Origin of the sequence: Colwellia chukchiensis (assembly GCF_002104455.1) — a bacterium.
Classification (GTDB): domain Bacteria; phylum Pseudomonadota; class Gammaproteobacteria; order Enterobacterales; family Alteromonadaceae; genus Cognaticolwellia; species Cognaticolwellia chukchiensis.
Window position 1 is genome coordinate 280359 of sequence record NZ_NBOC01000002.1, and the last position, 25739, is coordinate 306097.

19 protein-coding genes are annotated in these 25739 nt (G+C 39.2%); 17 read left to right on the plus strand and 2 right to left on the minus strand.

Annotation, left to right across the window (positions count from 1 at the left end; all coding sequences use genetic code 11):
- Nucleotides 1-47: 47 nt before the first annotated feature.
- Nucleotides 48-1475: a bifunctional D-glycero-beta-D-manno-heptose-7-phosphate kinase/D-glycero-beta-D-manno-heptose 1-phosphate adenylyltransferase HldE gene (hldE, locus tag B6K83_RS04745; protein ID WP_085283775.1), complete on the plus strand. Its 1428-nt coding sequence runs from the start codon at nt 48-50 to the stop codon at nt 1473-1475.
- 102 nt (nt 1476-1577) lie between these two features.
- Nucleotides 1578-1766, plus strand: a complete 189-nt coding sequence (locus tag B6K83_RS04750; protein WP_085283777.1) for a hypothetical protein — start codon at nt 1578-1580, stop codon at nt 1764-1766.
- Nucleotides 1767-1894: 128 nt separating this feature from the next.
- On the opposite strand, the gene tolC is transcribed toward B6K83_RS04750, so the two are convergent.
- Nucleotides 1895-3253 (minus strand): outer membrane channel protein TolC, encoded by a 1359-nt coding sequence (gene tolC / locus B6K83_RS04755; protein ID WP_085283779.1) that lies wholly within the window; start codon nt 3251-3253, stop codon nt 1895-1897.
- A gap of 211 nt (nt 3254-3464) precedes the next feature.
- On the opposite strand from tolC, the gene B6K83_RS04760 reads away from it, so the two are divergent.
- The 9 genes from B6K83_RS04760 to B6K83_RS04800 all read left to right on the plus strand — a co-directional run bounded on the left by B6K83_RS04760 (nt 3465) and on the right by B6K83_RS04800 (nt 12624).
- Complete coding sequence (locus B6K83_RS04760; protein WP_085283781.1) at nt 3465-4100, plus strand: NUDIX domain-containing protein; 636 nt, start codon at nt 3465-3467, stop codon at nt 4098-4100.
- The gene (locus tag B6K83_RS04765) at nt 4101-4559 is read left to right on the plus strand and encodes a DUF1249 domain-containing protein (protein ID WP_085283783.1); all 459 of its coding nucleotides are present in this window, start codon (nt 4101-4103) and stop codon (nt 4557-4559) included. It begins immediately after the preceding gene.
- Nucleotides 4556-5317 carry a metallophosphoesterase gene (locus B6K83_RS04770; protein WP_085283785.1) on the plus strand — a complete coding sequence of 254 codons (762 nt, stop codon included), beginning with the start codon at nt 4556-4558 and terminating at the stop codon, nt 5315-5317. The genes B6K83_RS04765 and B6K83_RS04770 overlap by 4 nt, the downstream gene beginning before the upstream one ends.
- A gap of 19 nt (nt 5318-5336) precedes the next feature.
- A complete protein-coding gene (locus B6K83_RS04775; RefSeq protein ID WP_408607175.1) occupies nt 5337-5924 on the plus strand; it encodes a YqiA/YcfP family alpha/beta fold hydrolase in 588 nt (195 codons plus the stop codon).
- Between the two features lie 16 nt (nt 5925-5940).
- Nucleotides 5941-7839, plus strand: coding sequence for a DNA topoisomerase IV subunit B (gene parE / locus B6K83_RS04780; RefSeq protein ID WP_085283787.1), 1899 nt, complete (start codon nt 5941-5943; stop codon nt 7837-7839).
- Between the two features lie 110 nt (nt 7840-7949).
- The gene (locus tag B6K83_RS04785) at nt 7950-8591 is read left to right on the plus strand and encodes a TnsA endonuclease N-terminal domain-containing protein (protein WP_085283789.1); all 642 of its coding nucleotides are present in this window, start codon (nt 7950-7952) and stop codon (nt 8589-8591) included.
- Nucleotides 8584-10563 (plus strand): COG3415 family protein, encoded by a 1980-nt coding sequence (locus B6K83_RS04790; protein ID WP_085283791.1) that lies wholly within the window; start codon nt 8584-8586, stop codon nt 10561-10563. The genes B6K83_RS04785 and B6K83_RS04790 overlap by 8 nt, the downstream gene beginning before the upstream one ends.
- The gene (locus tag B6K83_RS04795; protein ID WP_085283793.1) at nt 10547-11581 is read left to right on the plus strand and encodes a TniB family NTP-binding protein; all 1035 of its coding nucleotides are present in this window, start codon (nt 10547-10549) and stop codon (nt 11579-11581) included. Before B6K83_RS04790 ends, B6K83_RS04795 begins: the two co-directional genes overlap by 17 nt.
- An 11-nt stretch (nt 11582-11592) precedes the next feature.
- Nucleotides 11593-12624: a TniQ family protein gene (locus tag B6K83_RS04800; RefSeq protein WP_085283795.1), complete on the plus strand. Its 1032-nt coding sequence runs from the start codon at nt 11593-11595 to the stop codon at nt 12622-12624.
- Here the strand turns inward: B6K83_RS04800 and B6K83_RS04805 are convergent.
- Nucleotides 12616-14379: a TniQ family protein gene (locus B6K83_RS04805; RefSeq protein WP_085283797.1), complete on the minus strand. Its 1764-nt coding sequence runs from the start codon at nt 14377-14379 to the stop codon at nt 12616-12618. The two genes, B6K83_RS04800 and B6K83_RS04805, sit on opposite strands and share 9 nt — an antisense overlap.
- Nucleotides 14380-14541: 162 nt before the next feature.
- Here B6K83_RS04805 and B6K83_RS04810 point away from each other — a divergent pair, with 162 nt between their 5' ends.
- From B6K83_RS04810 to B6K83_RS04835, 6 genes are read left to right on the plus strand one after another with little or no spacing between them, the layout of a single operon-like run.
- Complete coding sequence (locus B6K83_RS04810; protein WP_092251238.1) at nt 14542-15420, plus strand: WYL domain-containing protein; 879 nt, start codon at nt 14542-14544, stop codon at nt 15418-15420.
- Nucleotides 15417-15809 carry a hypothetical protein gene (locus tag B6K83_RS04815; protein ID WP_085283801.1) on the plus strand — a complete coding sequence of 131 codons (393 nt, stop codon included), beginning with the start codon at nt 15417-15419 and terminating at the stop codon, nt 15807-15809. The genes B6K83_RS04810 and B6K83_RS04815 overlap by 4 nt, the downstream gene beginning before the upstream one ends.
- Before the next feature lie 22 nt (nt 15810-15831).
- On the plus strand, nt 15832-17460 hold the full coding sequence (locus tag B6K83_RS04820; protein ID WP_085283803.1) for a class I SAM-dependent DNA methyltransferase: 1629 nt from the start codon (nt 15832-15834) through the stop codon (nt 17458-17460).
- Entirely contained in the window at nt 17450-18829 is a 1380-nt protein-coding gene (locus B6K83_RS04825) for a restriction endonuclease subunit S (protein WP_085283805.1), read from the plus strand. The genes B6K83_RS04820 and B6K83_RS04825 overlap by 11 nt, the downstream gene beginning before the upstream one ends.
- Before the next feature lie 5 nt (nt 18830-18834).
- Nucleotides 18835-22431, plus strand: coding sequence for an anti-phage defense-associated sirtuin Dsr2 (gene dsr2, locus B6K83_RS04830; protein ID WP_085283807.1), 3597 nt, complete (start codon nt 18835-18837; stop codon nt 22429-22431).
- A gap of 14 nt (nt 22432-22445) precedes the next feature.
- Nucleotides 22446-25715, plus strand: a complete 3270-nt coding sequence (locus B6K83_RS04835; RefSeq protein ID WP_085283913.1) for a type I restriction endonuclease subunit R — start codon at nt 22446-22448, stop codon at nt 25713-25715.
- Nucleotides 25716-25739: the final 24 nt, after the last annotated feature.

Here is a 25739-nt window from a genome sequence, read left to right on the forward strand (position 1 = left end):
GTGCTTGTGATACAATATTTACTATTATATCTGTTATAGGGCACAGGATGAAAGTAGATATTCCCGCTTTTGAGCAAGCGCGTGTTTTAGTTGTTGGCGATATCATGCTAGATCGCTATTGGTATGGGCCAACCCAACGTATTTCACCTGAGGCACCCGTGCCGGTAGTTAAAATACACCAAGATGAAGACCGCCCTGGCGGCGCGGCCAATGTTGCCTTGAACATAGCGTCATTAAATGGACAAGTGACATTATTGGGCATTACCGGGCAAGATGAAGCCGCGAACACATTAGCAACTCAGCTCAGCGCCATGAAAATTGATTGTCAATTTATTGCCTCGACGCAGCACCCTACCATCACCAAATTGCGTATCCTCAGCCGTAACCAGCAATTGCTACGTTTAGACTTTGAGGAGTCGTTTCAAGCTTTTGATAAAACGTCCTTGCGTGAACGCACTGAAGCATTAGTGGCACAGCATGATTTACTCTTGTTGTCAGATTACAACAAAGGTACCTTATCTGATGTACAAGCATTAATTGAAGCGGCCAAGCGGCAGCAAGTACCCGTGTTAGTCGATCCTAAAGGAACAGACTTTTCACGTTATCGTGGTGCTACCTTGATTACGCCAAATTTAGCAGAATTTGAAGCTGTGGTTGGTGCTTGTAACAGCGAAGCCGAGATAGTGAGTAAAGGTCAGGCCTTATTAAGTGAGTTAGACTTAACCGCGATGTTGATCACTCGCAGCGAGCAGGGAATGACGTTGTTGCGCCATAACCAAGCGGAATTTCATTTGCCGACACAGGCAAAAGAGGTTTACGACGTTACCGGTGCGGGTGACACAGTAATTGCAACCTTAGCATTAGCTATTGCTGCGAAAGCTGAGTTTGACCAAGCCAGTGCTTTAGCTAATCTAGCGGCAGGTATTGTCGTTGGCAAGCTAGGTACCTCGACCGTCAGTGAAGCAGAATTAATGGCAGAGTTGTCGTCTGGACAAGAAAGTGGCTTTGGGGTGATGTCACCAGAGCAATTAAAAATTGCTGTGCAATTAGCACAAGCGCGCGGTGAAAAAATTGTTATGACGAATGGTTGTTTTGATATTTTGCATGCTGGCCATGTTTCGTATTTAAATAGTGCTCATACGTTAGGCAACCGCTTGATCGTTGCCGTTAATGATGATGCTTCGGTAACGCGCTTAAAAGGTGCTGGACGCCCTGTTAATCCGTTAGAAAGGCGTATGGCGGTATTAGCAGGTTTAGCAGCGGTTGATTGGGTCGTTGCCTTTAGTGAGGATACACCGCAGCGTTTAATTGCTGACATTTTACCCAATACCTTAGTTAAAGGTGGTGATTACAAAGTTGAAGATATTGCCGGTGGCGCTGAAGTTATTGCCGCAGGCGGGGAAGTAAAAGTGCTCAACTTTGAAGATGGTATCTCAACAACAAAAATTATCAATGCCATCAAAAAAGAAGACTAAGGGCTGAATGCTTAGCTCTGGGGTAAGTCGCTTTAAATGGGTGCTCTTGATATGTAATAGTTACCCATTCTGGCAAAATTAATAAATAAAGGACTATAAACAATGATGAATCAAGGACACTCTATTGGCGAAATTGTCAGCGCTATTTTGGTTATTGTATGGGGTATTATTCGCTATGCTACTATAGCGGTCATTATTATTGGCGGTCTTTGGCTTGTTATGCATTCGATATTGATCATCGTTACTTTAGCTTTATTATTGGCTATCTCTAACGCCAAAATTAAATGGTAGACGTTTGCATGTTTTAATGCGTATTAATGATTGCTGCGAGTTAAGACATCAATTGTTGATAGTCGGCAGAATAAAAAGGGAGCTATTTAGCTCCCTTTTTGCTGGATAGATTGTGTGCGCTAAGGTGGTTATTCAGCGACTAAACCTTGATTAATATCTTTTAAGTCTTGCTCAGTAATTGTGCCGCCTGCGCGTTTTAGTGCTAAGACATTTTCAATATAGTCATAGCGGGTAGACGATAAATTACGTTTAGCATTGTAGAGGTTTCTGGTACTGTTTAGCACATCGACAATGGTACGCGTACCAACTTCAAAGCCAGCTTCAGTGGCTTTTAGCGCACTTTGGGCACTGATTTCAGATTGCTCTAACGATTTAATTGCTGACACTGCAGCAATGACAGTGTTGTAGGCGTTGCGAGTATTGCGCACGACATTGCGATGGGTTTGTGCCATTGTTTGACTCGCGGCAACATAATTGTTTTGTGCTTGGCGTACCCGGCTTGTCACTGCTCCACCAGAATATATAGGCACATTGAGCGAGATGCCAATAGAGTGGCTATCGAGCGCTGGGTTATTAAAGTCAACGCCATTGACTTCGTTATCTTGGTCGCTACTACCATAACTCCCTGACAAACTTAAGGTTGGGTAATGACCCGCTTTTGCAATATTGATATTTTCTTTGGCGATATCAATATTGATCCGTTCTGCAATTAGCTCTAGGTTTTTCGCCTCAGCGGTTTGTTGCCACTCATTAGCACTATCAGGAAATGGGCGTGAGGTGGTAAAGCGGTCGGTATTTAACGGATTTAAATCACGCGGGTAGACATTGGTGATCAAACGTAGCGCTTCTTCAGCGTTATAAACGTTGTTTTCAGCACGAATTTCCGCCGTAATAGCATTATCGAACTGGGCTTGGGCTTCATGAACATCGGTAATTGCCGTTAAGCCAACCGAGAAACGCTGTTTGGTTTGTTCTAGCTGACGTTCAATCGCGGTTTTTTCGGCAATAGAAAACTCTAAATCATCTTTTGCTCTTAACACATTAAAATAAGCTTGCGTGACGCGAACGATTAAGTCTTGTTTGGCCAGTTGGTAAGCAACATCACTTTGGTGTGCTCGTTTTTTCGCGTTATCGAGCGTTAACCACGAGTTATGGTGGTAGAGCTGCATTTCTAAGTTGATACCATAACGTGTGGTATCACTTTTATTGGTTAGAATTTGCCCTAAAGATTGCCCAGAATCTGAAGTAGGAATAAATTCATTTTCACTTTTGCTATAACTGGCCGATGCGCTTAATTGCGGCAATAATACTGCTCCAGCTTGCTCTATACCTTCTTTAGAGGCTTGAAATTGTGCCTGCGCTCTCAGAACAACCGGGTCATTGGCTTGTGCTTGCTGATAGACAGATAAGAGATCTTCGGCATGTGCGAACGTGCTACTTGCAGCACAGGTAAAACCAATAAGTAGTGCGGTTATTGTTTTTTTCATATTAAGGCGGTTCCTGTCATAATGAACATATACTAAATTGATAACTTTGCTAGCCAGTTCAGTATCCGTTTTATTTTTTATTGTAACTATCTTAACGGCATTAAAGAATTAGCCAAATAAAATAAGTGTTTAGGAAAGTATTCTAGTGTAACAAAATATTAACTGCTAGTGTATCTCGAAATTCGCAACAGTTCACAAAGACAAGGCAGCTATGGCTATTAAACCCGCACCCTTACTCCAATTTACCCGCGATGATGTCGAAGTGATAAATAAATCAAGAAAGTATCAAGGCTTCTTTGCGTTAGATGAATACCAATTTCGTCATAAATTATACCGCGGCGGATACAGTAAAGTCATCACTCGTGAGGTTTTTGAACGTGGTGATGCGGTGGCGATATTGCCATACGATATTAAAGCCGATGCCGTTGTTTTAATTGAGCAGTTTCGACCGGGGGCGTTAAATAGCCATAGCGGACCATGGCAACTGGAGCTAATTGCCGGCATGTTTACAAAAGGTGAAATGCCGCTAGATGTTGCAATTAGAGAAGCCAAGGAAGAAGCCAACTTAACCATTGCCGCTTCGCAGGTGGTGAAAGTGATGGATTACCTATCAAGTTCTGGCGGTTGTAGCGAGTGCATACATTTGTATTGTGCCAATGTAGATAGCGCGGATGTTGCCGGAAACTACGGTTTAGCGAGTGAAAATGAAGATATTTTAGTACATGCTGTTTCGCGCCAAACCGCTGAAATTTTATTGGCGCAAGGAAAGATCACTAATGCCGCGACCATAATTGCGTTACAATGGTTGTTTCTAAACCTCGAAAAGTTAAAAGCAAGCTGGAACTAAATGGCTGTTGTGGTTAAAAAATATCGTCCTCATTTACCAACATTAATGGCCTTATCAGAGGTTAACTATATGTTGCTGCTGCGGCTATTAGCCGATAAAGAGCAAGTGGGTCAGCGACGGAGTTTTTTTATATCAGACTTTTTAAGTTACCATTTACAGGTGATGGAAGTCACCCAATACACTAGCCTAGTCACAATTGAGCAAATGGCCAATTTCACCGGCTACAGCTGGTCAGCAGCCTTGCGTCCGTCTATGCAGTTGCGTTTATATCATGATGCGCGCATGGTTGAAATTATCAGCAATCAAGGGGTAAGTAACATTAAGCCTCGTTATGACTATCCGAATCAACACATGCACTTGCCGGACGAGAAGCAACAAGTACATTATTTTTTGAAAGAATGGCTACAGTTGTGCTTGCAGTTAGGGCAAGTAAAAGTGAACTTGAGTAAGCTCTCATGAGTCAAGCCTTTGTTTTGGCGCAAATTAGTGATAGCCACCTATTTGCCCAGCGTAGCGGTTGCCACCATCAGGCCAATGTTTATGAAAATTTAACGGCGGTATTACTGGCGATAAAAAATCAGCCGGTCATTGATGCCATTGTATTTACCGGTGACTTAACACAAGATCATAGTGATGCGTCATACCAACTGTTTGTACAAGCCTTTACTGAGAGCAAGATTAATCTACCGGTTTATTTCTTGGCGGGTAACCATGATGAGCCTGAGCTACTTGAGCGTTATTTATCTAAAGCACCGTTTCGAAAAGAAAAACTTATTGAGCGAGGGCAATGGCAACTTTTATTACTTGCGACTAAAAGTGCGACACCCGCAGGGGTATTTGCGCAATCGCAAGTAGAGTTTGCTGACAGCGTGATTAACCCGAACAAATTTCAGCTGGTGCTAATGCATCATCATGCGGTTGATGCGGGGTATTTTATTGATCGTCATGGCTTAGAAAATCCACTAGAGTTTCAACAGTTTCTTAGTGCCCACCCATCAATTCAAGCGGTTGCATGTGGTCATATTCATCAAGGTCTAACCTTACCCATCACCTTGCCTAAGCGTAGCGTTAATTTGTATACTTGCCCGGCAACTTCAATACAATTTGATCGTCAAGCTGACGGTGTGAAAAACAATGGTCAGCCGCCAGGTTTTCGGTTATTTACCTTGGCAGATTGTGGCCAAATAACTACAACCGTGTGTTATGTTGAAGTCTAATAAAAGGAAATAAAGCATAGTGATCAATATCTTGTATATTCATGGTTTTAACTCGTCACCCCAGTCAATGAAAGCAGAGCTTAGTCGTCATTATTTTCAGCAACATCACCCTGAAATAACCTTTTATTGCCCACAAATAGCGACGTCGCCTAACGCCGCTATTGACCAGTTAGACGCCATTATTGCCAGTGAGCCTAACGCTAAGTGGCTATTAATGGGCTCGTCATTAGGAGGATATTTTGCGACTTATTTAGCCGAAAAATATCAATTAAAAGCGGTGTTAATTAACCCTGCAGTGAAACCTTATGAGTTACTAGAAGACTACATCGGCCCGCAAATAAACCCTTATACGCAAGAGCGCTACCAAGTTAAGAGGCAGCATATTAGCGACTTAAAGGCACTTGAGCAGGTCAAGATATCAAAAAATAATTACTTGGTCATGGTACAAACCGGTGATGAAGTGTTAGATTACCAACAAGCAGTTGAAAAATATCACCAGTGCCAGTTAAAGATCAGTCAAGGTGGCGATCATAGTTTTGTTAACTACGCAGCAACCTTGGATGATACGGCATCTTTTTTCAATTTAACCTTAACCTTAGCTAAATAATGATCAGAACTATTAAATGAGCGAACAATATAACTCAGATGCCATTGAGGTCTTAAGTGGCCTTGACCCAGTGCGTCATCGTCCGGGCATGTACACAGATACTGCCCGCCCTAATCACTTAGGCCAAGAAGTTATCGATAACTCTGTTGATGAAGCGTTAGCAGGGCATGCCCAAAATATTACCGTCATTTTAGATAAAGACCAATCGCTAGAGATCATTGATGATGGTCGAGGCATGCCGATAGACATTCACCCCGAAGAAGGTGTATCAGGGGTTGAACTTATTTTTTGTAAATTGCACGCTGGTGGCAAGTTCTCCAACAAAAATTATCAATTCTCAGGTGGTTTACATGGTGTTGGCATCTCAGTGGTTAATGCCTTATCAACTCGCGTCGATGTTGCGGTGCGCCGAGACAGTAAAGTTTATGAAATGGCGTTTGAACATGGTCATAAAGTTGAAGAGTTAAGGGCAACGGGCACGGTAGGGCGACGTAATACAGGTACCCGGGTAAAGTTTTGGCCAGATGCTAAATACTTTGACAGTGTAAAATTTTCGGCCCGTCGTTTAGTGCATTTATTAAAAGCCAAAGCCGTTCTTTGTCCTGGCCTTACCATTAAATTTCATGACAAAAATGAAGATAATAAATATCAATGGTGTTACCAAGATGGTTTAGTCGACTATTTAAAAGAGTCAGTGAAGGGCTTTCAAAGCTTACCCGAAGAGCCGTTTATTGGTTGTTTTAGCTCTCAACATGAAGCCGTTGACTGGGCAGTAACTTGGCTGCCAGAAGGAGGGGAGTCGGTTGGTGAGAGCTATGTTAACTTAATTCCCACAGTGCAAGGTGGTACGCATGTTAACGGGTTGCGACAAGGCTTATTAGAGTCAATGCGCGAGTTTTGCGAGTTTAGAAACTTGTTGCCACGAGGAGTTAAATTAACGCCAGACGATATCTGGGATAAATGCTCTTATATCTTATCGGTAAAAATGGAAGATCCACAATTTGCTGGTCAAACGAAAGAGCGATTATCATCACGCCAGTGCGCAGCGTTTGTTGGCGGTGTTGTCAAAGACTCATTTAGTTTATGGCTGAACGAACATACCGCCATTGCTGAAACGTTAGCCGAACTTTGTATTTCAAATGCACAGCGGCGTTTACGCGCCAGTAAAAAGATCATTCGAAAGAAAATCACCCAAGGACCCGCGCTACCAGGTAAGTTGACCGATTGTGGTAGCCAAGACAGTGCAAAGTCAGAGTTGTTTCTAGTGGAAGGGGACTCAGCCGGTGGTAGTGCTAAACAGGCGCGCGATCGAGAATTTCAAGCCATTATGCCGCTTCGAGGCAAGATACTAAATACTTGGGAAGTGGAGTCTGGACAAATATTAGCGTCGCAAGAAGTGCACAACATTTCGATTGCCCTGGGGATTGACCCAGATTCAGACGATTTATCAGGATTACGTTACGGAAAAATTTGTATCTTGGCCGATGCTGACTCAGACGGGCTACATATAGCAACCTTATTATGCGCATTATTTACTCAACATTTTTTACCCTTAGTACAAGCCGGGCATGTCTATGTAGCTATGCCGCCTTTGTATCGTATTGATGTCGGTAAAGAAGTGTTTTATGCCTTAGATGATGCAGAAAAAGATGGCATACTGGACCGAATAGAAGCAGAAAAAAAACGTGGTAAAGTCAACGTACAACGATTTAAAGGCCTAGGGGAAATGAACCCGCTGCAACTGCGTGAAACCACCATGGATCCAAACACTCGTCGTTTAGTGCAGCTTACGGTTGACGAGCATGCCGAAACGATGGAGTTGATGGATATGTTGTTATCTAAAAAGCGTGCCGGCGATCGCAAAGACTGGTTACAAGCCAAGGGCGACCTAGTGGAATTAGCGCTTATGAGTTAAATCAAAAGCTGTCAAAATTATAAAAGTTGTTGTCAAAATAAAGCATATGTTGACAACAACTTTTTTCTCACCTATAGATCTTCTATTAACTCAATTCATCAATCAGCTTTATGCAACACATTTCAAAAAGAAGAGATCTCAATAAGCTCAAGAAGAAAACTATTTGTAAATTTCCTTCAATAAAAGGTGATGTACCTGTGGTTCTTGCTGAGGGCACTCTTGAAAAGGATTTTTGTTACTATTTAGAGTTTGATGACGATGTTATTGAATACCAGTGTCAACCATTGGGTTATTACTATTACATGGAAGATGGTAGACACAGCTACACCCCAGACTTCAAAGTACAGGTGAAGACAGATAGTGGTATAGCCATAGTTTATTACGAAATAAAGGAAAGAAAGTATTTAGCTGATGACTTCAGTATAGAGTTTGAAGCGAAACAGTGGCCTCCTCAAAATGTTGGAATTGAGCTAATTCTTGTAGATGACTTATTTATAAGACAACAACCTCGGCTATCAAACTTGAAACGTGTTTACGCTGCAAAAAGACGAGAGCAACCAGAACATTCATTAATTATTAAGGTAAAGGAAGCTTTTCACCATTTTGAAAGCATGTCAGCCCAAGACTTAATAAATGAAGCCGATCTCAGCATTGGAGAAATTTATCAATTAATTTTTTTCAAAGTGTTAGAAGCTGACTTTGATGAACCATTTGGGCCTGAGATGATTTTGTGGAGTAACTCTAATGGCTAGTTATAACGTAGGTGATTTTATAATCAAGGATGACCATCAATATCAAATTACGAATATCAACAAGCAAAACTTCGTTTTTCTAGAGGATACGTTCACGAATGCCAAACTAAAGTATTCGAAACGTGATTTGAATGATCTTCTTTTTTTAGGAAGGGCGGAGGTTGTTTCTTCAGATCCTAGATACAATGACTTGCATTCTGAAAACGCCAAAGATTTTCACAGTTATTCAGAGGAAGATAAAAAAATAGCTCGTGACAGGTTTAAATTTGTTAGAGCATTTCAAGAAAGTGGCATTAAAGGTTGTTCTAATAAAAAGCCTATAAGAGATCTAATTGCTGATGTAGCTATGGAAATAGGTCATGAAATTATTAGTTGGCGCACATTAAAAAGGTGGGTAGACCAACATGATGTTTATGGGATAAGGGGACTAGTACCCCAAACAAAGAAGAAAGGAAATCGTAAACCTCGTAAGCCCAACAAAATTGAAGAATTAATCGTTGAAGCACTTGAAGAGTATAAAAACAAAACAAGGCCAACTTTCACAACTGCACATGAATATTTGAGTGATCAAATTATCCTTCACAACAAAGAGATCGATGATGGAGAGAGAGAAGACGAGCGATTACCCTCTTTTAGTTATCAAAGTTTTATTTTAAGAGCCAAAAAGATAGCCCCTGCATCTCTATTGGAGGCATATGTTGGTAAGTCGGAAGCATCTAAAAAGAACAGGGTTTCTCGTAAACCTGATGAAGCCCTCTATATCCTAGATCGAGCAGAAATAGATCATACAACAGGAGATTGCTTTGTTGTTGATGACGTTACTGCTCTACCGTTAGGTCGCCCATATGTTTCCGCAGTGTTGGACAAGAAATCTGAATGTATTTTAGGTTGTTATATAGGCTTTGAGTCGCCAAGCTTTGTGAGCGTGGCTAGGGCAATGAAACATGCTATTTCAGATAAGTCAGCTTTTCTCAAACAGTTTTCATCTGTTGAAGGAGATTGGCCCTGTAGAGGTGCATTTATTGAGATCGCATATGATAGAGGAAAAGAATTTGACAGCGATTTATTAGAAGATGCGCTATATGATCTTAATATTACTGGAAGAGGGAACCCAGCCGGGATGCCTTGGTATAAAGGTGCAGTAGAAAGCTTTTTCTATACATTAAATAAAAAGTTTTTGGATAATAAACCGGGAAAAGTGTTTTCAAATTTATTTGTTTCAAATGAATATGACCCTGAGAAAAATGCAGTCATTTCACTATCTGATTTTTTAGAGGCATTTTATGTTTGGGTAGTGGATGTATATATGCGTTCACCGCATGGTAAAGACAAGGTTGTACCTTATGCAGTGTGGAAATTAGAAGAAAAATATGTCGATATAGAACCAATTCCTCCTAAAAAATTAGATTTAGCTTTATCTGAAAATAAAACTAGAACAAATCGGGGGGATGGAATCGTCTGGGATACCATAAAGTATGACAACGGTTTCTTGTTAGCTCTTCGCAAACAATATGGAAATCAATTATTAACCTGTAAAAGGAACAGAGAAGACTTATCTGTCATTCACGTTTTGAACCCCGCTGATGAAAAGTTTTATCCAGTTGAAGCGGTAGACCAAGAATACACCAAAGGGTTAACTTACTTTCAAAATAACATTTGTCGTAGATATAGGGATAAATTGGCAAAAGAATCAACGGATGAAGTTTCACTAGCATTAGCTAGACAAAAAATTAGAGAAATTTTTAATAATTCAGTTTTGTCTAGTCGAAAGAAAAAATTAGCGCATAGCAAAGCGGCTGCTAGATTCAATGATCTGGGGCAGAATAAGGTGGGTGAGAATACACTAGTTAACAGTAGTAGCGAAAAATCCAGACCTTCTAAGATAAGTACACCTAAGGGGGACATTACCCCTCCAATATCAAACTCAGAGTTTCTTGCAGCCTTCAAGGATAAAAATGATGGCAGAAAATAAAATTATCGAAGAAAAAATTGCCCAATTAGAAACAATTTTTGCCAAAACCCAACAATTAAATGAAATTATTGAAGATATTGAAGAAGCTATATTGGTTGGAAAAGCATCTAACTATGTCAGTCAACCAATTAGCACATTAATACTGGGGCTAAGTGGTGTTGGCAAAACGTCATTGATGGAGCATTTTAAAAGTAAATACCCTCAAACTGTACATAGAGATGATGAAAAAGAACAAGAGATTATTCCAATTGTATCGACTACTTTAACTGACGACAAAAACCCTAGAGCGGCCCCCGGTAAAATGTTGCGAGATATAGGAGACCCTTTAAAAGGCGAAAAAGGTATTCGCTCTGTACTTGGTGATCGATATGTAGGGCTTATAAAAGATTTAAAAACTCAGTGTATATTCATTGATGAATTTCAACATGCGTTTTCTGTCTCCAATGATAATCAAAAAGCAGGTGCCGCAGATTGGATAAAGAATCTTATCAACCAAAGCAAAATACCAGTGGTTCTTTTTGGTATGCCTTGGTGTCTGGATATCATTAAAAGAAGCAGCGAACTGAATAATCGCTTTGACAATATACATCATATTGATACGTTTGGTCGTGAAGAAGAAAGCTTTGCAGAATGGATAGAATTACTACGACAAATTGATGAACAGCTTCCTTTTGATAATAAAGCTAACTTAGATGACCCTCAATTTGCTTTGCGGTTAATGACTTTAACTGGTGGGAATTTATCCAAACTGATGAAAAAAGTTATAAAGCCTGCTGCTCGTAAGGCAATTTTTGCAAATGAAAATAGTCTTGGTGTGCATAGGTTATTAGCGGCAGCAAGGAAGCACCTAGGTGTACCCGAAGAGTACAACCCTTTATCAAATAATATCGCTATTGATACTCTGCAAGTGAAGCACTTTTTAACTGAGGAAGAGGACACCTTTTTTAAGGACAGAAAAAAAACTAGAGTCTATTTCACCCTGTCAGATGAAGCCGATTTATCCAAAGTTTTTCGTTAGGATAGAGTGCTATGATGTTAATTCGTCCTTATCCAGATGAACAAGAAACATTACAAAGTTATGTCATAAGACTCGCGAAGTTCAACCATTATCAATTTGAACATTGGTCGCAACACCTTTCTCAGCAAAGCATATCACTTCGGCAAAGAGATGCTAAAAGTCGAGAGTTACTGACATCATACTTACATTCAGTTACTGGAATGGATAATGTTTTTAATTTATTTGACCAATGGCAATTTTATAATAAAGACAAGCGACACTTTGATTACAAGTCAATAAAGGTATGCCCACTTTGTTTCGCAGAAAATAAGGGTAAAATCCTATCTCTTTGGGCACTAAGATACTATTTAGTCTGCACCAAACATGACACTCTTTTAGTTGATAAATGCTCCAAATGCAATTCCGCCATAACCGAAAATACGATTCTTCAAGGTAAATGCGGTTCATGCGTTAAAGAAGTTACAACGTTTGAGACTGAAGTTGTAGCACCTGACAGCTTTTCTCTTGAGTTAGCACGAGCAGCTCAAAATCAAATATTTGATACAACTGTTGATTTAATTAATAAGCTATTGATTATTTACACTAAACTTGAAGCGTGTTCCTCATTTATCTATCAAGATGGTCAGGCTTTATGGAAAAAAAAACAGGCTTATTCGATAGAAGAAAAGTATCATCACCAAATGCAGGTTGCCGAGCTAGTAGAAAATGAGAATAAATTAGTCTCAGCTATCGGGCGTTACGTTAATTTAGCTCTGGAAGAAAAACTATATGACTTAGGAAAGGTGTTAGTTAAATTTAAGAGTTATATTGGTAATGAGAAATTTCCTATGATGACGTCTGCAATCAGAACCTTTGTTTTGACAAGTGAATTTACTGAAGATCAGAGAGTAGGCGTAACATGGCTGAATAATTTATTTGGGTTTGAATCAAAGATGTTTAAGAATTTTATCATCGATAAATATCCGAGCCTTGTATTTAAACAGAGTGTTCCATTGAATATGGCAAAAACTATAGTGATTGATTTCAAGGGCAATCTAAGCTGAATAAAGGTTTACGCAACATCCATCAACTCTAGGACCAGATACAAGCGTTAACTTCCCACTAGATTTTTTAAGTTGGCTTGATAGCCGATACTTAGATTTAAAATTATCTATCGACTTTTTAGGTATCATTTTAATCGGGCGCGGTGTGCGCTTAACTTGAATTTTATCGCAATTTAAATAGCCCAATTTTATGAAGTCATAGATAGCATTTTTATTAACACCAAGCTGTTGTACTGCTTCTGCTGGAGATATGTATTCTTCTATTTTGTCATCCGCAATCTCAAAATGTGGTGTAAATTGCTTAAGCGATAAAGGGTTGTGTTTATCTAGGTCAAAGTTAAACTTAATTTTACCGTTAAGCATTTCTGAGATTAAGTTAGCTAAGTTGAATTTAGCGAATGTAAACCGCTTAACTGCTGACTTATTTTTAGTATTATCATTTTTGTTATCAGCACGACTTTTAAGCTTGTTAATAACTTTTTTAATTAGCGTTATCTGTACCAGCCAATCACGGTTGTTTTTACTTGGTATAAGCAATGGCTTAATAACACCAGAGCGCAGTAGTTGTCTCAGGTGATATGTGCTTATGCATAGTGATCTTGCACATTGCTCTAGAGATAAGCATTCGTTTAATTGTGTCTTAAGCTTCAACACTTCCTTTCGTTGAAATAAATCGGTGCCATTAATCAATGAATTACTCACTGATAGCAAGCCTTCCCGTATATAAAGGTTAACTCTCGATACGCGGCAGTTTAATATCTTAGATATTTGTTCTTTGCTCATGTAGCTAGACTCAGCTTTTACTTCGTCGCTAACAATTGATAGTGATGACATCAACAAACCAGTCGAATAATGATCTTTCAGATACTGCTCAAACCTTGATTTAAGCAATTTATAAGCGCCTGAGTTTTTATTTTCAGGACTGTAAAGATCATCATAGAGATCTCTAAAGCACTTACGCACTCCAGTTAAGCGAGAAGAAGCCATTGGATGAGTTTCAAAGTGCTCTAGTAACTCAAAATAGCGCTCAGGCCATTTTGCTAAGTAATAGTGAGCAGGAGCGTAATAATGTCGGCAAGTATTGAAATCATATTTTGAATTGCAGCTTGAAGTATGAGCTAGCTGATGAAACCTAGCAAAAAACTCTAACAAGTCACAGTACTCAGCAAGATCTAAAACTTGGTCCGCCATTACTAACTTATTTCTTGTTAACGTTTCTAATTGTTCGTTTATTGCTAGTTCAGCGTCACAAATGCCGTTTACCAATTCTTGAGGTTTCCAATCAGAAGCATCGCGCCAAAGGAAGTGAGTAGCCCAATTGAGTCTGCGTCTTGTCTGAGGGTGAATAGATAGAAGCAAGCAACTGTGCTCTGTGCAGTAAGTTTTGGCAAACAAGCTGTTAGCGAATGGAATCGATTGTTGTTCTTGATAGCAAAAAGGGCATACTCGAACATTAGAAAAGTTAATTGTCTTGGTCAAAAACTCTTGCCCGAAAGCTAAACATCGTGTGCTAAATGTATGCTTGAAGCTTAACTCCCTTAATTGGTCAGCATTAATATTTGCCAACTTTGCTACTCGATCAAGATTAAAATTACCAAAGAAAATTTTTTTACCCGGTAGCCTGTTGTTGGTTAACAAGTAATGCTCATCACGCAAAAGTTGCATCGAGTTTTGATAATAGTTAGCAGCAGTTAAGCGGAGTAGATAGTTGGGCAAAGTGTCAGTGGCTTTTGTATAGGGGCGAATAAGTAGCATGGTGTGAGCTTGTCTAAGTAAGTTACTTTTCAGTTAAGCAGTAAATTACGATAGATCAAATCAAAATGATATCATCTAAATGATATTACTATTTTGATTGCAAGTTGTTTGGATTGGTATTAAGGTGATAATTAATAAACATAAAAATAATTAAAATTGAAAGTGACTGAACTCGCAGAACTCAACTACGCACAAAGAGAGCGACTAGCATTTATCGACTTTTGCCTACAGTTTATTGGGCAATTGGCGAGGGCTGATCTTGTCAATCACTTTAAAACGGGATTAGCGTCTTGTTCACGTGACCTAACGCTTTACAAAGAATTAGCGCCAAATAACATGACGCTAAAACATGAGACAAAACAGTATTACCGCACTAACGAATTCCAACCAGTTTTTGAGCATAATCCAGAGGCTATTTTAGGAAGTTTGTGTCGTGGTTTCGGTGACGGTATATCGCAAGGCATTAACCCATCAGAAAAATGTATTGATGCCACTAGATTAATACACCCTGACTCTGACGTTATCGCTACGCTAATGCGTGCGATCAACAACCGCCACGCTATCTCGTGCGATTATATTTCATTAACTTCAGGTGAAAGTTCTCGTGAGATCATTCCTCACGCGATAGCTAATAACGGTCAGCGTTGGCATGTGCGTGCGTTTGATAAGAAATCAAAGGAGTTTCGTGACTTTGTTTGTACGCGATTACAAAACGTAACTGAAATTCAAAAGCCAATCGCTACTATGCAAGCTGGTGAATATGACAAACAGTGGCACAACATTATCAGTATTGATTTAGCCGTACATCCGACTGTAAAGCATCCTAAAGCTATCGAATTAGATTTCGGTATGTCGGGTGGCATTTTGCATTTAGAGGTGCGAGAAGCGCTTTTAGGCTACTTAATGCGTCAATGGAATGTAGATTGTAGTAGTAATGCAATGCTTACTGGTGGTGAACACCATTTATGGCTCAAAAATATAGTTGAGCTAGGTGGTCTGTCTTGCTTGAAGATAGCGCCCGGATACAAGGAAAGTGAATGAGCAAAATAGTTAAAACCAAACCTGATGTACTTAGGGTGACGGAATTTATTTTAGATAAAAATAAATCAGGTGACAGGTTCAGTGTTTGTGAAGCCGCTAAAACACCAGAGCTAAACGGCATTAATGAATATCGTATTGCAGAGATAATGCGAGATATCTGTTTAGAGCCAAACGGTCCAAATAGCATTGAAGAGTTAACTCGCGTATCCAATGATTACTCGCATAATCAATCAGGTAACTGGCAACTGAACGCTAGTACTTACTTTGGCTACCTGTCATACCTTTCGGTTAAAGAATCAGAAAAATCAAATCACCTAGCAGTAAAAACACTGCGGGTAGCAATAGCCACAATTATCGTCTCGGTTTTAATCCCACTTATTGCGGCATAAAGAATCTAAGGAATTTAGGCACATGGCAAAAGAAAACAAAAAACAAATAGGTTTCGAAGAGTCGCTTTGGGATGCGGCCAACAAACTTCGTGGTAGCGTTGAATCATCAGAGTACAAGCACATTGTTCTGAGTCTCATCTTCTTAAAGTTCATTAGCGATAAGTTTGAAAAGCAGCGTGAAAAGCTAATTGCTGAAGGTATGGGCGATTACGTTGATATGGTTGAGTTCTATGCCAAAGACAATGTGTTTTATTTGCCAGAAGAGGCGCGTTGGTCGTTTATTCAAAAGCAAACCAAGCAAGATGACATCGCAGTAAAAATTGATACGGCCTTACATACGGTTGAGAAAAACAACGCATCACTTAAAGGCGCATTACCTGACAATTACTTTTCTCGTTTAGGGCTTGATAGCAGTAAATTAGCCGCCCTGATAGATACGATCAATAACATCGATACCGTTGCTAACGAATGTCATATGACCGAAGAAGACTTGGTTGGGCGTGTCTATGAATATTTCCTCGGTAAATTTGCCGCAAACGAAGGCAAAGGTGGTGGTGAGTTCTATACACCCAAATCGGTAGTAACCTTGATTGCAGAAATGCTAGAACCCTACAAAGGTAAGATATACGACCCGTGCTGCGGCAGTGGCGGTATGTTTGTTCAATCGCTTAAGTTTATTGATAGTCACAAAGGCAGTAAGAAAAACATCTCAATCTATGGTCAGGAATACACCAGCACAACTCATAAATTAGCCAAAATGAACCTTGCTGTGCGTGGTATTAACGGTAATTTAGGTGATGTTGCAGGTGACACTTTCTTTAAAGATCAGCATCCGGATTTGAAAGCTGATTATATTCTAAGTAATCCACCGTTCAACCAGAAACAATGGCGTGCAGAAAACGAATTAGTAGACGATCCGCGTTGGGCTGGTTTTGAAGTACCGCCTACTGGCAACGCTAACTATGCGTGGATCATGCATATGATTTCAAAGCTTAGCGAAAACGGTACAGCAGGTTTTGTACTTGCTAATGGCTCAATGAGTTCTAACACGGGTGGTGAAGGCACTATTCGTCAAAAGATTATCGAAAATGACTTGGTAGATTGCATGATCGCGTTACCGGGGCAACTCTTCTACACCACGCAAATTCCAGTCTGTTTGTGGTTTATCACCAAGAACAAAAAAGAAAATACCGAACTTGGCTATCGTGACCGCCAAGGTGAAACCTTATTTATCGATGCCCGTGAAATGGGCACTATGGTCAGCCGTGTTCATAAAGAACTCACCACAGATGATATCGCTGAAATTGCCAAAACGTATCATGCATGGCGTGGCGAGAAAAAAGATGGTGATATGAAGACGACCGCCACGGATGGCGGAAGTGTCGATAATGCAGGAGCAATTATCGACCAAAGCGGGTATCAAGATATCGCTGGCTTTTGTAAATCAGCAACATTAGAAGAAATTAAAGCTAACGACTTTGTATTAACACCGGGCCGCTACGTTGGTGCAGCCGAATTGGAAGATGATGGCATTCCATTTGAAGTCAAAATGAAAGAACTAAGCCATACTTTGTATAACCAAATGGAACAGGGCGAAGATCTGGATAAAGCAATTCGTCAAAATTTGGAGGTTTTGGGTTATGGGAAGTAAATGGAAAAAGACTTCTCTGCAAGACCTTGGAGTAAAGTTAATAGATTGTGATCACAAAACTCCTAAAGCTGTTGAAGAGGGAGTTCCGTATATTGGAATACCTCAAATGGATAATGGCAGGATAAATTTTGATGCAAATCCAAGGCTAATTTCCGAGGAAGATTTTATCAAATGGACTAGAAAAGCTAACCCTCAATACGGCGATGTTATCCTATCTAGAAGATGTAATTCTGGAGAAACTGTCTATGTTCCAAAGAATTCTAAATTTGCTTTAGGGCAAAACTTAGTTTTGTTACGTCCTGAAGGAGACCGTTTACATCCAGAGTATTTTCGCTGGGCTGTTCATGGAAGAGAATGGTGGAGTGAAGTTGCTAAATACCTAAATCCGGGTGCTATTTTTGAAAGTTTAAAATGTGCTGATATACCCAAATTTGAAATTCCTGAGCCACCTAAAGATGTTCAAATTAAAATAGCAAAGGTTCTAACCAACATTTCGGATAAAATAGAACTAAATCAGAAATTAAACCAAACTTTAGAACAAATGGCACAGGCGTTATTTAAGAGCTGGTTTGTTGATTTTGATCCTGTTATCGACAACGCTCTTGCCGCTGGCAGCGATATTCCTGAAGCACTGCAACACAAAGCTGAACAGCGCAGACAAGCGCAAAAACTACCAGACTTCAAACCACTGCCTGATAATATCCGCGCATTATTCCCAAGCGAATTTGAGCAAACGGATGAACCAATTATAGGTATTGCTGGCTGGATACCCGAAGGCTGGAAGCCGACAAGCATTCATGACATGGTTGATACAATTTCAGACACATACAAGTTAAAAGAAGTTGATGAAGTTATTTTCCTCAACACTGGTGATATAGAAGATGGGAAGTTTCTTCACAAAGATTATTCCCCTACTGTTGGTTTACCGGGACAAGCAAAAAAATCTATAGCCAAGGGTGATATTTTATATAGTGAGATTCGCCCTAAAAATAAGAGGTATGCTTTTGTAGACTTTGATGCAAAAGAATATGTTGTTTCAACTAAGCTAATGGTTCTTAGAGCAAAAGAAAACATTAATCCTTTACTACCTTACTTCATTTTAACTCAAGACAAGACTGTCAATGAACTTCAGCATGTAGCAGAACATCGCTCTGGTACATTTCCCCAGATTACATTTAAAGAGTTGGCTAAAGTGTTAGCCGTATTCCCTCAAGGGCCTGAGTTAATTGATTTGTTTGTAGAACAATATTTAACTCCTCTTTTTACTAAAAAGCTTGCTTCAATTGAGCAAAATGAACAGTTAGAAAAATTGAGAGATACGCTGCTACCGAAATTAATCTCTGGTGAAGTACCTTTAAAATCGGAATAAAACTTATGGAAAAGATCCCCTCTTCAATTCAGCCTTATTTAGATGAAATAGCTCAATGCCTATGGAGCAAAAATGCGTCAATCATGATAGGTGCAGGGTTTAGCATGAATGCCAAACCAATGTTTGAAAATGCTAAACGGTTTCCTAGTTGGCAAGACTTAGGAAATGTTTTTTATGAAAAGGTGAGAGGGGAAGAGATAAAAAATGCTAAGTATAATTTTTTCGATCCGTTAAAACTGGCTTATGAAGTCGAGTCAAATTTTGGCCGACCCGTTTTAGACTCTATTTTGCGAACAAATATCCCAGATAGTGATTATAAACCGTCAGAGTTGCACCAATCATTGCTTAGTTTGCCTTGGACGGATGTATTTACTACTAATTACGATACCTTATTAGAGCGAGCTGCCGAAACTGTAAGTGAACGAAACTACAAAGTAGTTGTTCATAAAGATAATTTGGTCCATTCAATCCCGCCTAGAATTGTTAAATTGCACGGCTGTTTTTCAGCATCAACTCCGCTGATCATAAGTGAAGAAGACTATAGAACTTATCCGCAAAAATTTGCACCTTTCGTTAATACAGTTCAACAAACGCTATTAGAAAATACACTTTGCCTAATAGGCTTTTCTGGAGATGATCCTAACTTTCTCAAATGGATTGGTTGGATTAGGGATAACCTAGGGGCACAAAATGCGCCAAAAATATATTTGATAGGTGTATTAAATTTATCCACTTCACAAGAAAAAGCGTTAGCTCAATACAATATTACATGTGTTGATATGTCAGTATGTGAAGGCGTTGGTGACAAGGATCATCAGGCGGGCATAAAAGCATTTATTGATTACTGTGAATCACGAAAAGATGATGAGACACAAAAGGGCTGGGAGTTAAGTGGTCAGCATAGTCATTCACGTTTTAACACGACAAGCCTCCCTTCAGATGAAGAATTTCATCAAGAGCTTTCTGAGCTAATTCAGTTATGGGAAGGAGAAAGGTGTGCTTACCCTAACTGGTTAGTTGCACCTAATGAATTGAGGCTCAAGTTATGGGCATATACAAAGCATTGGTCGGAAATTTTTAATACAAAAATTTCTATATCAACCGATGTACTAAAAGATTTTGTATATGAATTCTTGTGGCGTAAAGAAAAGTCATTATTGCCAATCTTTGACAATGAAGTTGAACATGTTTTATCAGCAATTGAGCCTGATTTTAGTGATGAGGGTACTTGTGATGAAAGAACGCTTTTTATTTCACTAGCTTTATTGAGGTACTACAGAGAAGAAGGCAAACGTGAAGATTGGCAAAGCTTCTTCGCTAAGATCACTAAAAAATCTAATGGGGAGCTTCACGCTGATTATTTAACTTATGAAAAAGCTTTATTCTTGTTGGTTGACAGTAAAAGTGCAGAATTAACTAATTTATTGTCAAAGTGGAGTGCAGGAAATTCATCCGCAATTTGGATGTATAGAAAAGCAAGCATTTTAGCAGAAATAAACAAGTTAATGGATGCGCAAGACACTTTAGAAAAAGCATTGATAAAAACCAGACGGAAAATAAATGCTGTCACATCGATTAACGATTATGCGAATGTTTCTCTTGAGTCATATATTCTAGTGTTACTCACCAACGTTAGCCGAGCAATATCTTTTAAGTCTGGAGATTGGTCTTCAAAGTCTAAGCCGGAGTATGTCGAAAGGTTGAATGATTTAAGGCAGTACCAATGTAATCCTTGGCAAGAAATACAGCTCCTTGAATTGGAAATTAAACACGAACCTGCACCACTACAATCAATTTCAGTTGTTAACGGATTCGATATCGGTAGTCAGACTACAACCCATCACTTTTCTGCTGAGCATATTGAAGTACTTAACGCCTTTAGATTTTTAAGGTTCTTCGAAGATGCTGGACTGCCATTTAGCCTGCCACACATTAATATAGCGGTGACTGGAGCAAACAATGCAATAAAAAGAGTTGCGAAATATTCTCCGTTTTGGTCGATGTCAACGATGTTGCGAACCCAAGACAAGAAGAGTACAGAACTAATATTCACGCGAGAGAGTTTATCTGATTTTGATGCAAACTTTGTCGATAGTTTGGCTAAAAGGTATATCGAACTGTTAAATACGTTTTTAAATGAAGAAACTAGTTTATATGAATATGGTTCAGTTTTGCCAGAAGCTCTCTCAAGGCTCTGCTGTAAAGCAACTTTGTCAGTTAGAGACGAGTTACTTAATCTAGTATTAAAGATATACAGTAACAAGCCTTCCAGAATGCGATTCCAATCTATAGATAAGCTTGTTAAGCGGCTAATTAATTCGTTTAGTGATAATGAAATAATAGAGCGTATTCAGAAAATCACTGAAATTGCTTTTTACGTTGTGGCAAACGATGGTAAAGAAGTAGATCAATTTTCTTGTCCGAATCCTTTCAATTTTTTCCTTGGCATGGCTGGCGATAGAGATAAAAGTGAAAATTTAGGAATCAAACTCTCATCTGACAAGATAAGAGTTTTCTTAGTTGCGCTTGAGTCCGAAAGAAAAGAGGTTCGTCAAAATGCATGCATAACCCTAATGACTTTAAACAGTTTGGACTTATTGAATAAAAACCAAGTTAGAAGCTTATTGTCAAAGTTACAAGCTTATCAAGATCAGTATGGTTTACCTGAAAATACTGGTTATTATAAATTTGCATTTATTGATTTATTTGGCAGTAAAAGTGGTGTTGAGAAAGGAGTTCGTCAATTTCTAGTTGAGTCTTCTCCACTAATTCAAGCTAAAACTAGCAATCCTAAATCTTATACGGTTTCTGGCACTTCAGATCCTTACACCAATGAATTAATTGGCAGTAGTAAATCAATCAACTGGACTAATGAAGAACTTCACCTTTTCGCTAATAAGCTTATAAATTGGTGGCAATCAGATAGCGTTGTTTTTCAGAAATATGAAAAGGAAAGTGATTTTTTAGGTGAAATGAGACGAAGGTTCACTCTTTTTGTCGATGCATTAGATGTCATCGTTGTACAAAATGATCTTGTTGAATATAAAAGGGCAATTTCACAGATTGAATCTGAGTTTAGAGATATTGGGTTTAATTATTTAGATTTGAAAGCCGCAACGTTACATTACTTAAACCACAATGAAAGTCAGTTGATACAAGAAATAGAAGAGGCTCTGTCTACCTTTGAAGAACGTGAAGTGATGGATGCGTTCTGGGCACTAAATAGACTTTTAACTGGTAATGGCGACATAAACATTAAGTATTATGATGTGCTTGGCACATTTATTAAATTTTCAAGAGGACAATATTTAACAAACGCATTTCAGGTCGCGCTAAATGTAGTACGTGCAGAGCGCTTTGTTACTAACTCAGAATTAGAAAAGTCAGTATTGAATTCTCTTGCTCTTGCAGCCAAGGAATTTAAAAATTTAAAATTTGAAGAGAATTTAGCAGTGAAGGAAACTTCGGCTAGATTGGCTTGTGAACTATGGCATCATTATAAAAAACTAGACTGTGACACTCCTCCAATCATTGACACTTGGATGCAAATCAGCAAATCCGAAAACGAATTTGCTGAAATAAAAAATCAATGGAAGGAATAAATTAAGAAATGACTATCAAGTTTACAGAAGCGCAACTAGAAGCGGCAATTATTGAATTACTAGGTGAACAAGGCTTTCCTTACGTGCCCGGTAATGAGCTTACTCGCAGTAATACTGAAGTTTTAATTAAAGATGATCTTTGCCAGTTTTTATCTGATAAGTATGAAGCTGACAATATTACTGCTGGTGAGATTGATTCAATCATTAAGAAAATTGAGTCTTTGCCAGCTAGTGATTTGTACGACAGTAATAAAACCTTCTGTAAATGGTTAAGTGATGGCTTTTTGTTAAAACGTGAAGATCACACTCAAAAAGATCTCTATATTCAATTAGTCGATTACACCAACGTTGTTCAAAGCCTGTTACCTGATTTAGTAAAAGAAAGCGCACCTGAACTACCGAAAGTAGCAGAGCCTTCAGCGGAATACGAAAATCAACCTGCCACATATAACGACACCAATATATACAAGATAGTCAATCAGCTTGAAATTGAAGGCGGCTCTTCATCAAACGGACAGGGCGAGAAGCGTATCCCTGATGGTATTTTGTATATCAACGGTTTGCCGTTAGTGGTGTTCGAGTTTAAAAGTGCTATTCGTGAAGAAGAGGCTTCAATTCATGATGCCTATGTTCAGTTAAATACTCGCTATCGCAGGGACATTCCCGCTCTATTCGTCTACAACGCATTTTGTGTTATCAGCGATGGTGTTAACAACAAAATGGGGGGCTTATATGCGCCTTATGAATTCTTCTATGCATGGCGCAAGGTAACGGGTAATGAGTCGATAGAAAAAGATGGTATCAATTCGCTGCATACTATGTTGCAGGGATTATTTAATAAAGCTCGCCTACGGGATGTAATTCGCAATTTTATTTATTTCCCCGATTCATCAAAGGCTGAAGTAAAAATAGTTTGCCGCTACCCGCAGTATTATGCGGCTAGAAAGCTCTACCACAGTATTAAACTCGCGCGTAAACCTGAGGGCGATGGTAAAGGCGGCACATACTTTGGCGCAACTGGCTGTGGTAAGAGTTTTACCATGCAGTTTCTATCTCGCTTACTAATGAAAAGTGTAGATTTTGAAAGTCCAACCATAGTGTTAATTACTGACCGCACCGATTTGGATGATCAGCTATCTCAGCAATTTTCTAATGCAAAAACGTATATTGGTGATCAAACTGTTGTAGCTGTTGAAAGCCGCGACCATTTACGTGAACTTCTTCAAGGCCGCAACAGCGGTGGTGTTTTCTTAACGACTATCCACAAGTTTACCGAGGATACCAAGTTACTCACTGATAGAAGTAATGTTATTTGTATCTCTGATGAAGCGCACCGAAGCCAAACCAATCTAGACCAGAAGGTTCGAGTGACAGAAAAGGGTGTTAAGAAGACCTACGGTTTTGCCAAATACCTCCATGACTCATTACCTAACGCGACATTTGTAGGTTTCACTGGAACGCCAGTTGACGCAACGCTAGACGTATTTGGTCAGGTTGTTGATGCCTACACCATGACAGAATCTGTGAAAGATGAGATCACTGTTCGAATAGTATATGAAGGTAGAGCAGCTAAGGTCATTTTAGATAACGCTAAGCTCGAAGAAATTGAAGCTTACTATCAGCAATGCGCTGATGATGGCAGTAATGAACACCAGATAGAAGAAAGTAAGAAAGCTTCAGCAAACATGACTTCGATTCTTGGCGACCCAGATCGTATTAGCGCGTTAGCCAAAGACTTTGTTGCTCATTATGAATCGCGCATTGAAGAAGGTTCTACGTTAAAAGGCAAGGCTATGTTTGTTAGCTCTGCGCGTGAAGTAGCTTATTTATTTTATCAAGAATTAAAAAACCTTCGCCCTGCATGGTTTGAGGTACTTGAATGCGAAGAAGGTTTTGAGTTAACCGAGCAAGAACGTAAAAAAATAAAACCAATGGAACGAGTCAAAATGGTGATGACTCGTGGTAAAGATGACCCTAAAGAGCTATGGGATTTACTAGGCACTAAAGAGTATCGTAAAGAGTTAGATCGCCAATTCAAAAATGGAAAATCTAACTTTAAAATCGCCATAGTGGTTGATATGTGGCTAACGGGTTTTGATGTGCCATTCCTCGATACCATCTATATTGATAAGCCAATACAACGCCATAATCTAATTCAAACCATATCGCGTGTTAACCGTAAGTTTGAAGGTAAAGATAAAGGTCTAGTGGTTGACTATATCGGCATCAAAACGCAGATGAATAAAGCGTTAGCCATGTATTCAAAAACGGATGAAACTAATTTTGAGGATATTGCTCAGTCCATCATTGTTGTGAAGGATCATTTAGATTTATTGGGCAAACTCATGCATCAATTTGACGAATCGCCATACTTTACTGGGCAACCAGTTGCTCAACTCAATTGCCTGAATAATGCTGCTGAATTTGTATTGCAAACGCAAAAACTTGAACATCGTTTTATGGCATTAGTAAAGCGATTAAAAACCGCTTATGACGTGTGCTGTGGTAGTGAAAAACTATCGCAGAAAGAGCGTGATTACATTCACTTCTATTTAGCTGTTCGTTCCATTGTCTACAAGCTTACGAAAGGCAATGCGCCTGATACTGCACAAATGAATGCCAAGGTACGTGAGATGATTTCAGAAGCACTAAAGAGTGACGGTGTAGAAGAGATTTTTAAGCTAGGGCAAGGCGAAGATGGTGTTGATATTTTCGATGATGATTACTTAGCAAAAATTGAAAAAATTAAGCTTCCCAATACCAAAATCAAATTACTTCAGCAAATGTTGGCAAAGGCCATTGGCGAGTTTAAGAAAGTAAATAAGCTAAAAGCGGTCGATTTCTCAGCGCGTTTTAAATCATTGGTTGATAAGTATAACGAGCGCAAAGAAGAAGATGTTTTAGTCAGTGAAGTACTTGAAGACTTCTCAGATGAAATCATCAATATGTATCAAGATCTCAAGTCTGAAATGGGTTCATTCGCTGACATGGGTATTAACCTTGAAGAGAAAGCTTTTTACGACATTTTACTGGCACTAGCTATCAAGTATGACTTCCAGTATCCAGAAGACAAGCTTCTCGATCTAGCCAAAGCAGTGAAAGATGTTGTTGATGACAAGGCTAAATACACTGACTGGAGCCAGCGTGATGATATCAAGGCTGAGCTAAAAGTAGATCTCATTATTTTGCTTGCTAGATTTGGCTACCCGCCAGTTGATCGTGATGAGGTTTACAAAGAAATCTTCGAGCAAGCAGAGAATTTTAAAAAGAATCGAGCCGCGTAAAGGCTACTTAGAAAAAATTAGTGA